General features: G+C 69.7%; 11 protein-coding genes and 1 riboswitch. Of the genes, 7 read left to right on the forward strand and 4 right to left on the reverse strand.

Features of this window, described 5'->3' with window-relative positions; all coding sequences use genetic code 11:
* Positions 1-13: 13 nt before the first annotated feature.
* From PMI14_RS24875 to PMI14_RS24890, 4 genes are all read right to left on the reverse strand, one after another.
* Positions 14-829, reverse strand: a complete 816-nt coding sequence (locus tag PMI14_RS24875) for a sulfite exporter TauE/SafE family protein (protein WP_007858555.1) — start codon at positions 827-829, stop codon at positions 14-16.
* 123 nt (positions 830-952) lie between these two features.
* Positions 953-1,531, reverse strand: coding sequence for an ankyrin repeat domain-containing protein (locus PMI14_RS33725; protein WP_157405911.1), 579 nt, complete (start codon positions 1,529-1,531; stop codon positions 953-955).
* Positions 1,532-1,904: 373 nt separating this feature from the next.
* A complete protein-coding gene (locus PMI14_RS24885; protein ID WP_007858564.1) occupies positions 1,905-2,321 on the reverse strand; it encodes a cell division protein ZapA in 417 nt (138 codons plus the stop codon).
* Entirely contained in the window at positions 2,318-2,542 is a 225-nt protein-coding gene (locus PMI14_RS24890) for a hypothetical protein (RefSeq protein ID WP_007858570.1), read from the reverse strand. Before PMI14_RS24890 ends, PMI14_RS24885 begins: the two co-directional genes overlap by 4 nt.
* A 36-nt stretch (positions 2,543-2,578) precedes the next feature.
* A riboswitch (cobalamin riboswitch) is annotated at positions 2,579-2,818 on the forward strand.
* Between the two features lie 87 nt (positions 2,819-2,905).
* Here PMI14_RS24890 and PMI14_RS24895 point away from each other — a divergent pair.
* Genes PMI14_RS24895 through PMI14_RS24925 form a run of 7 tightly spaced genes read left to right on the forward strand, consistent with a single transcriptional unit; the run spans position 2,906 to position 10,211 of the window.
* On the forward strand, positions 2,906-4,786 hold the full coding sequence (locus tag PMI14_RS24895; protein ID WP_007858573.1) for a TonB-dependent receptor domain-containing protein: 1,881 nt from the start codon (positions 2,906-2,908) through the stop codon (positions 4,784-4,786).
* A 40-nt stretch (positions 4,787-4,826) separates the two neighbouring features.
* Positions 4,827-6,194 (forward strand): cobyrinate a,c-diamide synthase, encoded by a 1,368-nt coding sequence (locus PMI14_RS24900; RefSeq protein ID WP_007858575.1) that lies wholly within the window; start codon positions 4,827-4,829, stop codon positions 6,192-6,194.
* The gene (locus tag PMI14_RS24905; RefSeq protein ID WP_007858578.1) at positions 6,191-6,790 is read left to right on the forward strand and encodes a bifunctional adenosylcobinamide kinase/adenosylcobinamide-phosphate guanylyltransferase; all 600 of its coding nucleotides are present in this window, start codon (positions 6,191-6,193) and stop codon (positions 6,788-6,790) included. Before PMI14_RS24900 ends, PMI14_RS24905 begins: the two co-directional genes overlap by 4 nt.
* Positions 6,787-7,686 (forward strand): ABC transporter substrate-binding protein, encoded by a 900-nt coding sequence (locus tag PMI14_RS24910; RefSeq protein ID WP_007858579.1) that lies wholly within the window; start codon positions 6,787-6,789, stop codon positions 7,684-7,686. Before PMI14_RS24905 ends, PMI14_RS24910 begins: the two co-directional genes overlap by 4 nt.
* Positions 7,683-8,717: an iron ABC transporter permease gene (locus PMI14_RS24915; protein WP_007858581.1), complete on the forward strand. Its 1,035-nt coding sequence runs from the start codon at positions 7,683-7,685 to the stop codon at positions 8,715-8,717. The genes PMI14_RS24910 and PMI14_RS24915 overlap by 4 nt, the downstream gene beginning before the upstream one ends.
* Positions 8,714-9,487, forward strand: a complete 774-nt coding sequence (locus tag PMI14_RS24920) for an ABC transporter ATP-binding protein (protein WP_007858583.1) — start codon at positions 8,714-8,716, stop codon at positions 9,485-9,487. Before PMI14_RS24915 ends, PMI14_RS24920 begins: the two co-directional genes overlap by 4 nt.
* A 46-nt stretch (positions 9,488-9,533) precedes the next feature.
* Complete coding sequence (locus PMI14_RS24925; RefSeq protein WP_007858584.1) at positions 9,534-10,211, forward strand: energy-coupling factor ABC transporter permease; 678 nt, start codon at positions 9,534-9,536, stop codon at positions 10,209-10,211.
* Positions 10,212-10,435 lie beyond the last annotated feature (224 nt).

Consider the following 10,435-nt stretch of genomic DNA (forward strand, 5'->3'; position numbering starts at 1 on the left):
CGGTGCGGCCAGATCAGATGCTGGTGATGCCCTTGTAGAGCATGTAGGCGGCGAGGCAGAACAGCAGGCTGGCGAACACGCGCTTGAGCTGCTTGACCGGCAGCTTGTGCGCTGCCTTGGCGCCCAGCGGCGCGGTGAGCACGCTGCACACGGCGATCACCGCCAGGCCGGGCAGCCAGATGTAGCCCAGCGAGGCCGGCGGCAGGTTCTGCACCGACTGTCCGCCGATGGCATAGCCCACCACATTCGCCAGCGCGATCGGGAATCCGAGCGCCGCGCTGGTGGCCACCGCGTTGTGGATGGCCACGTTGCACCAGGTCATGAAGGGCACGCTGACAAAGCCACCGCCCGCGCCGACCAGGCCCGAGAGAAAGCCGATCACTCCGCCCGCGGCCAATTGGCCTGCCGTGCCCGGCATCTGGCGCGTGGGCGCAGGCTTCTTGTCCAGCAGCATCTGGCTGGCCGAGAAGCTCACGAACAGCGCGAAGAAGATTGCCAGCGACGAGCCCTTGAGCAGGGCGAAGATGCCCAGGCTGGCCGCGAAACCGCCGATCACGATGCCGGGTGCCAGGCGCTGCACGATGTCCCAGCGCACCGCGCCACGTTGGTGGTGGGCGCGCACGCTGGAGATGGAGGTGAAGACGATGGTCGCCATCGAGGTGGCGATGGCCATCTTCACTGCCAGGTCGGGTGCGATGTCGCGCGCACCCAGGATGTAGGTCAGGAAGGGCACCATCAGCATGCCGCCGCCAATGCCCAGAAGCCCCGCGAGAAAGCCCGTGCACAGGCCAAGAACACCGAGTTCAACGATCAGGAGGGGGTCGAGCATGGAAGAGGGAGTGGGTGTTGGAATGGGGGCAGGGCGCACCGCAAGGTGGCGCAACGATTGTAGTGCGCGGTGTCTTGCGGCGCTGGTGCGGCACCGCTGGTGGTGCGTGGCCGGAGCGGATGGCTATGGCGGGCTGCCGCGGCGCGCGCCGTAGCGCTTGAGCAGGGCCACTTTTCCGGGCTCGTCGCGTGCCATGGCCATGTCCAGCGGGGTCTTGCCCGCCTGGTTGCGGGCATTGGCATCGGCCTTCATGCGGAGCAACTGCGCCATCACGTCCTGCATCTCGGGGTGCTCGGTCGCTGCGTGCAGCGGGGTGTTGCCGCCATGGTCGCGGGCCTCGATGGCTGCGCCGGCCTCGACGAGCAGCTTTGCCATCTGTGGGTACGCCGCCAGGTGCAGGGGCGTGGTGCCCTGGTCATTGGCGGCATTCACGTTGGCGCCGCGTGCGATCAGCAGGCGGGCCATGGCCATGTGCTCTTCGCCGGCCACGCCATGCAGTGCTGTGAAGCCCTGGCGGTCTGCCTGGTTCACGCTGGCCGGCGCGCGCGCCAGGAAGCCTTCGACGGCTGCGCGGTCATTGAACACGGCGGCGTCGTACAGGGTGGCGTGCTGGCGCGGCCCGGCGGGTGCCGGCTGGGCCAGCACCGCAGGCACGACCAGGCCGCAGCACAGGGCAAGGCAGAGGGTGAAGTGGGCTCGCATGGAGGTGTTCGTTGGCGACGGCTGCAGCATACCGAACGGCCTGGCGGAGCCGAAAAAAATGGCCACCGGATTGCTCCGGCGGCCATTTCAGGAATAGGTGTCTGCGGTATTTGCTACCGGACCCTCATCCTGAACCGGGGGTTCAGGTGGGCGAGGGCAGCCAGGTGTTGGGTTCATCTGACGCGAGATGATCACGCTCCCCTGGCGATGTACCAAGCCCGTGCTCGTTGAGCATTGGTTCAAGGAAATATAAGACCCGGCGGCACCGCAGACACCTTCATTGTAGGGGCTCCAAATGCCCCTGGCAGGTGTCGGTGATGTAAAGAAATCTCTGAGGTGTACGCCATTGATAGCGCACGGGCGTTCACGCCGTCTACAGCAGGCGCCCGTCTTCGCCGAGGGCCTGGTCCAGCCGCTGCACCAGGCTTTGCAGGCGCAGGGTCTCGTCCGCATCGGGGGGCAGCAGCGACTCCTGCACACCGCTGGCGCTGCGCCGCGGTGGCGGGGGCGGGATGTCGTCGCCCACCGCCACGGGGGTGGCCATGGGCACGGGGTGGGGGTGGTCGGCGGCGGCAGCCATGTCGGCGGCCTCGCGGTCGGCGATCTCGAAGGCGAGGTTCAGCGCGGCCAGCACCGCAATGCGCTCGCGGGCACGCACCTTGCCGGCATCGCGGATGCGCGTCATGGCGGTGTCCACGCGCTCCACGGCATCGAGCAGCCGGCTCTCGTGCCCCTCGGGGCAGCTGAGCAGGTAGCTTTGCTGCAGGATCTGCACCTCGATTTGCTTCATGCGGCGTCTTTCGCGGGAGGGGCCTGGGGCAGGCGCTCGAGCAGGGCGTCCACGCGCGAGCGCGCAGCGCTCAGGCGGGATTTCAGGGAGTCGCGTTCCTGGGTGAGTGCGGCCACCTGCTCGGACAGCAGCGCGTTGGTGCGCTGCAGTTCGGCGTGGCGCACCAGGAGCCGCTCCACGCGCTCGGCGATCTGGTCGGTAGTCGATGGTGTTGTTGCCATACAGCCACCGATTGTAGGACGGCGGGTTGTAAACGGTCGTAAAATCACCGGGTTGGTGCTCGCGGTGTGGTTCACATGCTGCAGTTCAACGGGAAGCAGGGAGGTGGCGCCAAACATGGCGCGCCGAGCCTGCGCTGCCCCCGCAACGGTCAGCGGACGAATCGGTTTCGATTCCCTTTTCAACCACATGCCACTGGATGCCTTGAACAAGCACCTGGGAAGGCGTTGAAGAGCGTTCCGCCAGCCCGGATACCGGCCAACACGGTGGCTGCGCGCGCCCTTGCAAGGGGGTGTCTGCAGCCGTATCACCCATTTCGCTGGCGGGAGGCCGGCACGGGTTTTTGCTTGCCGATGATTCGCCCCATGAAGCTCCGTACCCCCCGTGCGCGCATTGCTGCGTCCCTGTGCCTGCGCCCTGCGCTGGTGTCCCTGGCCGTGCTCGGCGCCTGCGCCGTCCAGGCACAGCAGAGCGACAGCGCTGGCGCCCCCGTGCTGCTGGCGCAGAACCTGCGCGCACCCTCGCTGGCCGAGACCGTGGTGACCGCCACGCGCACGCCGCAGCCCCTGTCCGACCTGGTGGCCGACGTGACCGTGGTCGACCGCGAGACCATCGAGACCAGCGGTGCCACGGGCCTCGCCGACGTGCTGGCGCGCGTACCCGCCATCGAGATCTCGCGCAACGGCGGGCCCGGCACCACCACCGGCGTGTTCCTGCGCGGTGCGGAGTCGCGCTTCACGGCCGTCTACATCGACGGCGTGCGCATGGACTCGCAGTCCACCGGCGGCGCCGCGTGGGAATCGATCCCGCTGGCGCAGATCGACCGCGTCGAAGTGCTGCGCGGCCCGGCCGGTGCGGTCTACGGCTCCGACGCCATGGGCGGCGTGGTGCAGATCTTCACCAAGCGCGGCGAGCAGGGCGTGGCACCCTACGTGGGCATCGGCTTTGGCAACCAGGGCACGCGCAAGGCCGAGGCCGGCGTGAGCGGCGCCAATGGCACGCTCGACTACGCCTTCGGCATCGCGCGCGAAGAGAGCAAGGGCTTCAACGCGCGCACCGTGGCCACGCAGAACCCCGACCGCGACGGCTACGAGAGCACCTCGGCCAGCGCCCGCGTGGGCCTGCAGATCAATGCCACGCACCGGCTCGAAGGCACGCTGCTCGTGAACGACCTGGACAGCGGCTACGACAGCGGCCTGGGCCGGGACGACCGCAACCAGCACAAGCTGCACGCGCTGGGCCTGAACTGGCAGGCGCAGTGGACGCCGCAGTACAAGACGCGCGTGCAGATCACCGATTCGCGCGACGAGTACCAGACCACGCCTTCCTTCTACCTGACCGAGACGCGCCTGCGCGGCTACCTGTTCCAGAACGAGTGGCGCCAGGGCCCGCACCTGGTGACGGCCGCGCTGGAGCGCCGCGAAGACCGGCTGGAAAACGCCCTCATCGATCGCAAGCGTTCGCAGGATGCACTGGCCCTGGGCTATGGCTACACCGCCGGTGCCCACACGCTGCAGGCCAATGTGCGCCACGACTCGGACAGCGAGTTCGGCGGCAAGGGCACGGGCAGCCTGGCCTATGGCTACACCTTCGCGCCGCAGTGGCGTGCCACGGCCTCGGTGGGCACCGCCTTTCGCGCGCCCACGCTGTACCACCGCTTCAGCGAATACGGCACGGGCCGCCTGAATCCCGAGAGCAGCCGCAATGCCGAACTGGGCCTGCGCTGGGCACAGGCATCGAGCAGCTTCTCGGTGACGGCCTACCGCAACCGCGTGCAGGACCTGATCGTCTTCGGACCCGCCGGTCCCTGCCCATCGACCCAGGGCTGCTATGCCAACGTCGCGCGCGCCGAGTACAAGGGCGTGACCTTCGCGGGCTCCCACCGCCTGGGCAGCGTGCAACTGCGCGGCTCGCTGGACGTGCAGAACCCGCGCGACCTGGATACCGGCAAGATGCTGGCGCGCCGCTCCAAGCACCACGGCACCCTGGGTGCCGACACGCAACTGGCGGGCTGGACGGTGGGCGCCGAAGTGCAGGCTTCGGGCCGCCGCTTCGACAACGCCACCAACACGCTCAACCTGGGCGGCTATGCCCTGGTCAACCTGTACGCCAGCACGCGCATCGCGCGCGACTTCACGCTGGTCGCGCGCCTCGACAACGCGGCCGACAAGCAGTACGAGCTGGCCCGCACCTACGCCACGCCAGGCCGTGTGGCCTATGTCGGCGTGAAGTGGGCACCGCATTGAGCCGAGATCAACGAGAGAGGGTAGGGGAGTAGCAAGAAGAATGGTCACCCCGGCACGCTGTCCGGCGATATTGATCGCCGCCCCGGCATCGGGCCAGGGCAAGACCACCGTCACCGCAGCCCTGGCGCGCCTGCACGCGCGCCAGGGCCGGCGGGTGCGGGTGTTCAAGTGCGGGCCGGACTTCCTCGACCCGCACTGGCACCAGCTTGCCAGCGGCGCACCCGTGCACCAGCTCGACCTGTGGATGAACGGCGAGGCCGACTGCGCGCAACGCCTGCACGAGGCTGCGCGTGAGAGCGACCTGCTTCTGATCGAAGGCGTCATGGGCCTGTTCGACGGCACGCCGAGCGCGGCCGACCTGGCCCAGCGCTTTGGCGTACCCGTGCTTGCCGTGGTCGATGCCTCGGCCATGGCCGGCACCTTCGGTGCGCTGGCCTTCGGCCTGCGCCACTACCGCGCGGGCCTGCCCTGGGCCGGTGTGCTGGCCAACCGCGTGGGATCGGAGCGCCATGCGCAGATGCTGCGCGATGGCCTGCAGGACGCGGACGATTGGCTGGGCGCGCTGGTGCGTGTGGCGCCCGGCGATGTCGCCAGCAAGGCATCGGCGCCGCTGTTGCCGGAGCGCCACCTGGGCCTGGTGGTGGCGCACGAACTGCACGATGCCATGCAGCGCCTGGACGCCGCGGCCGATGCGCTGGCCGCCACGCCGCTCGGGCAGATGGGCCTGGACGGCCTGCAGCGCTGGGCGGTGGATTTCCCGGTGCCCGCGCCGGCCGCCCCCGTGGCGCCGCTGCTCGCCGGCCGTACCGTGGCCGTGGGCCGCGACGAGGCCTTCTGCTTCCTCTACAGCGCCAACCTGCAGTGCCTCGCGCAGATGGGCGCCCAGGTGGTGTTCTTCTCGCCCCTGCACGATGCAGCGCTGCCCGCCTGCGACGCCGTGTGGCTGCCGGGCGGCTACCCCGAACTGCATGCCGCACGCATAGCGGCCAACACCGCCATGCAGGCCAGCCTGCGCGCGCATGTGGCGGCCGGCAAGCCGCTGTGGGCAGAATGCGGCGGCATGATGGCCCTGTTCGAGTCCATCACCCTGGCCGATGGCACCGAGCAAGCGCTGTGGGGCCTGCTGCCGGGCCGCGTGGCCATGCACAAGCGCCTGGCGGCGCTGGGTCCGCAGCACCTCACTGTGGCGGGCCACACGCTGCGCGGCCATACCTTCCACTACTCCACCGCGCAGAGCACGGCGCCCGTGGTGGGGCGCACCGCGCGTCCAGAGGCGCAGCCCGCACCCGATGCCGGCGAGGCCCTGTACCGCCATGGCAGCATCCACGCGAGCTATTTCCACGCCTGGTTCGCGTCCGCACCCCTGGCCGCAGCGCACCTGCTGGGCGGGGAGGGGGTGGCGCCATGAACAGCAAGGCCATCACCACCGAACTCATCCTGGGCGGGCAAAAGAGCGGCAAGTCGCGCCGCGCAGAGCTGCTTGCGCGCGACTGGCTGGCGCAATCGCCCGCGCACGCTGCCGTGCTCGTCGCCACCGGCCAGCCCTGGGACGACGAGATGCGCCAGCGCATCGCCCGCCACCAGCGCGACCGCGCCGAGCGCGTTCCTGGCCTGGCCACGCTGGAGGAGCCGCGCGACCTGGCTGCCGCACTGCGCGACCACAGCAGCGCCAGCACCCTGGTGGTGGTCGACTGCCTGACCCTGTGGCTCACCAACTGGACCCTGCCGGTCGGTGCCGAGGACATGGGGGCGCCCGAGCGCGAAGCCCTGGCACGCGGCTGGGCCGCGCAGTGCCAGGCTTTCCTCACCGCATTGCAGCAGGCCCGCGGCCCCATTGTTCTGGTGGGCAACGAAATCGGCCTGGGGGTCATCCCCCTGGGGCGCGAGGTGCGCGCCTTCGTCGATGCACTGGGCGCCCTCAACCAGCAGGTGGCGCAGGTGTGCCCGCGCGTGACCCTGATGGCGGCCGGGCTGCCCCTGACCCTGAAAGATTCGCCTCCATGACCCCCACCCCTGTGCGCCGCATCCTCTGGGTGATCGCCATCATCGTGGTGCTGGGCCTGCTCATGGCCGGGCTGGCGCAGGCACAGCCGGTGCAGGTCAAGGACGACCGGGGCCGCCTGGTCACGCTGCCCCAGCCGCCGCAGCGCATCGTCTCGCTGCTGCCCTCGCTGACCGAGAGCGTCTGCGAGCTCGACCAGTGCCACCGCCTGGTGGGCGTGGACCGCTATTCCAACTGGCCCGAGTCGGTGGCCAAACTGCCCAAGCTGGGCGGTGGCATCGATCCGAGCATCGAGGCCATCGTGGCCGTGAAGCCCGACGTGGTGCTGCTGGCCATGAGCTCTCGCGCCAGCGAGCGGCTCGAGGCCCTGGGCCTCAAGGTCGTGGTGCTGGAGCCTAAGACCCATGCCGACGTGCGCCGTGTGCTCGGCGTGGTGGGCCAGGTGCTGGGCGTGCCCCAGGCCGAGGGCGCCGACCGCCTGTGGCGCGTGATCGACGCGGCCGTGCAGGCGGCGGCCCAGTCGCTGCCGCCCAAGGCGCGCAATGTGCGCGTGTACTTCGAGGTGAGCCGCGGGCCGTATGCGGCCAGCGAGGCCTCGTTCATCGGCGAATCGCTGGCGCGCCTGGGTGTGCGCAACGTGGTGCCGGCCTCGCTCGGCCCTTTCCCGCGCCTGAACCCCGAGTACGTGGTGCGCGCCAACCCCGACGTGCTGATGATTGGCAACAGCAGCATGCAGGCCATGGTGCCGTACCCGGGCTGGTCCACGATCCGCGCCGTGCGCGAGAACCGCGTTTGCGTGTTCGGCCCCGGCGATGCCGAAGTGGTGGTGCGCCCCGGCCCGCGCATGGCCGAGGCAGCGCGCCTCATGGCGCGCTGCCTGACCGAGAAAGCCCGATGACTGCAGGTCCGGCACCGATCCCCACTGCCGCCGGCCGGCGCCGCGCCGCCTGGTGCGCGCTGTGGCTGGGCCTGGCCAGCGTGCTGCTGCTGGTGCTGGGCACCGCCGTGGGCAGCACCGGGCTGGAGAGCCTGGTGCACATGGGCGACGACCCCGTGGCGCGCCAGATCGTGTGGGACATCCGCCTGCCGCGCACGCTGGGCGCGTGGCTGGCCGGCGCGCTGCTGGGCCTGGCGGGCGCCGTGGCGCAGGGCCTGTTTCGCAACCCGCTGGCCGACCCCTACCTGCTGGGCAGCGCCTCGGGCGCGGCGCTGGGCGGCGCGGTGGCCATGGCCATGTTCGGCGTGTCGCCCGTGGCCGCGCAGTGGATCGCGCGCATCGGCATCACCGGCATGGCCTTCCTCGGCGCCGCCGGGGCCGTGGTGCTCACGCTGCTGCTGGCCAAGGGCGTGCAGCACACGCTGCGCCTGCTGCTGGCCGGTGTCATCGTGGGCGTGGTGCTGGGTGCCCTGCGCGACCTGGTGGAGCTGGCTTCGCCCGACATTTTGCAGGCCATGCAGGCCTTCATCCTGGGCAGCACGGCCTTCGTCGGCTGGATCGCCTGCACCCTGATGGGCGCCGCCTGGGCCCTGTGCGCACTGCTGGCCTGGGTGCTGGCGCGCGCGCTCGACGGCCTGACGCTGGGTGAGTCCACCGCCGCCAGCCTGGGCCTGCCGCTCGGCCCCATGCGCGCCGGCCTGGTGGCAGCCATGGCGCTGGCCACCGGCACCGCCGTGGCGCAGACCGGGCTGATCGCCTTTGTCGGCCTGGCCGCGCCGCACCTGGTGCGATCGATGGTGCGTGTGACGCACGAGCGGCACATCCTCTTGTCCAGCCTGATGGGCGCGGTGCTGCTGCTGGCCGCCGACATCCTGGCGCGCTGGATGCTGGCACCGCAAGAGCTGCCCGTGGGCGTGCTCACCGCGGCGCTGGGCGGCACCTACCTGCTGTGGCTGATGCACCGGCGCACCGCGCATGGGGGTGGCCTGTGAAGGGGATTGCGCTGAGCGCCCACCACATCACCGCGCGTGTCGGCGGTGCCGAGGTGCTGCACGGCATCGACCTGCACCTGCCCGCCGGCCGCTGGACCAGCATCGTCGGGCCCAATGGCGCGGGCAAGTCCACCTTGCTCAAGGTGCTGGCCGGCCTGCTGCCGCGCCACCAGGTCGATGGCCAGGTGGCCCTGCTCGGCCGCATGCTCACCCAGGTGCCGGCGCGCGAGCGCGCGCGCCAGCTGTCCTGGCTGGGGCAGAACGAGGGCTCGGCCGACGACCTGACCAGTTACGACGTGGCCATGCTAGGCCGCCTGCCGCACCAGCCCTGGCTGGCCCCGCCATCCGCTGCCGACCATGCCGCCGTGGAGCAGGCCCTGCGCACCACGCAGGCCTGGGACTGGCGCGACCGCCCCTTGTCGCAGCTGTCGGGCGGCGAGCGCCAGCGTGTGCTGCTGGCCCGCGCCCTGGCCGTGCAGGCAACGGTGCTGCTGATGGACGAACCCCTGGCCAACCTCGATCCCCCGCACCAGACCGACTGGCTGCACACCGTGCGCGCCTTGGTGGCCGGCGGTGCCACGGTGGTCAGCGTGCTGCACGAGGTATCGCTGGCCCTGCATGCCGACGATCTGGTGGTGATGGCCAAGGGCCGTGTCACGCACCAGGGCGGCTGCAATGAGGCGGTCACGCACCGCGCGCTGGAGGCGGTGTTCGACCACCGCATCGCGGTGCACGAACTGCTCGGGCAGTGGGTGGCCTTGCCGCGCTGATTTTTTCTTTCTGTTTTCAGTTTTTTTTCAACCAAGGAGCCGTGCCATGCACATCGAACCCGGACTGGTGGACACCACCAAGATCTTCCTGAGCTACGCCACGGGCGCCACGGCGCTGCTGTATGCCAGCAAGCTTGCGCTGGACATGGTGAAGAAGGAGGGCCCCGTGGCCCTGCTGCTGCGCTCCATCTTCACCACGGCGCTGGTGTTTGCGTTCTTCGAGCTGCTGCCGCACCACCCGGTGGGCGTGTCGGAGGTGCATCTGATCCTGGGCACGACCTTGCTGCTGCTGTTCGGCGCCGCGCCAGCGTGCATCGGCCTGGCGGCAGGCCTGTTGATCCAGAGTGTGTTCTTTGCGCAGCAGGATCTGCCGCAGTACGGGATGAACGTCACGACCTTGCTGGTGCCGTTGTTCGCCACGGCGGCAGTTGCCAAGCGCATCGTGCCGGAGAGCATGGCGTATGTGGACATGACGTATGCGCAGACGTTCAAGCTGTCTGTGACCTACCAGGGCGGGATCGTGATGTGGGTGGCTTTCTGGGCTATCTACGGTGCGGGTGTGGGATCTGCGAATCTGGAGAGCATTGCCACGTTTGGCGCTGCGTACATGACGGTGGTGTTGTTGGAGCCGCTGGTGGATCTGGGTGTGTTGGCGGCTGCCAAGGCTCTGCGTCGTCTTGAAGGCTCTTCGTTCGTTGAGCGTCGCTTGCATCAGGCTGTTTGAGTTTGTTGGTTGTGGTCGCCTCTGTTTCTTTGCTCGGCGGGCTGGTTGCTCTGTTGGCTGCGTGCCCATGCCATGGGCGGGAGCCGGGATGTGCGCCCGGCGGCGCAGTAACTTTCTTTTGCTTCGCCAAAAGAAAGTCACCAAAGAAAAGGCGACCCCGCTGCCCGTGTCCCCACTCGCCCTTTGGGCGAGGGGGGCAGCCTGCGATGCTCGGTCCTGGGGTG

Source organism: Acidovorax sp. CF316 (assembly GCF_000276605.1).
In the GTDB taxonomy this organism is placed as follows: domain Bacteria; phylum Pseudomonadota; class Gammaproteobacteria; order Burkholderiales; family Burkholderiaceae_C; genus Acidovorax.

Bases quoted from the DNA above. Each gene is read 5' to 3' on its own strand.
- PMI14_RS24875 (WP_007858555.1), bottom strand. From the start codon at position 829: ATGCTCGACCCCCTCCTGATCGTTGAACTCGGTGTTCTTGGCCTGTGC.
- PMI14_RS33725 (WP_157405911.1), bottom strand. From the start codon at position 1,531: ATGCGAGCCCACTTCACCCTCTGCCTTGCCCTGTGCTGCGGCCTGGTC.
- PMI14_RS24885 (WP_007858564.1), bottom strand. From the start codon at position 2,321: ATGAAGCAAATCGAGGTGCAGATCCTGCAGCAAAGCTACCTGCTCAGC.
- PMI14_RS24890 (WP_007858570.1), bottom strand. From the start codon at position 2,542: ATGGCAACAACACCATCGACTACCGACCAGATCGCCGAGCGCGTGGAG.
- PMI14_RS24895 (WP_007858573.1), top strand. From the start codon at position 2,906: ATGAAGCTCCGTACCCCCCGTGCGCGCATTGCTGCGTCCCTGTGCCTG.
- PMI14_RS24900 (WP_007858575.1), top strand. From the start codon at position 4,827: ATGGTCACCCCGGCACGCTGTCCGGCGATATTGATCGCCGCCCCGGCA.
- PMI14_RS24905 (WP_007858578.1), top strand. From the start codon at position 6,191: ATGAACAGCAAGGCCATCACCACCGAACTCATCCTGGGCGGGCAAAAG.
- PMI14_RS24910 (WP_007858579.1), top strand. From the start codon at position 6,787: ATGACCCCCACCCCTGTGCGCCGCATCCTCTGGGTGATCGCCATCATC.
- PMI14_RS24915 (WP_007858581.1), top strand. From the start codon at position 7,683: ATGACTGCAGGTCCGGCACCGATCCCCACTGCCGCCGGCCGGCGCCGC.
- PMI14_RS24925 (WP_007858584.1), top strand. From the start codon at position 9,534: ATGCACATCGAACCCGGACTGGTGGACACCACCAAGATCTTCCTGAGC.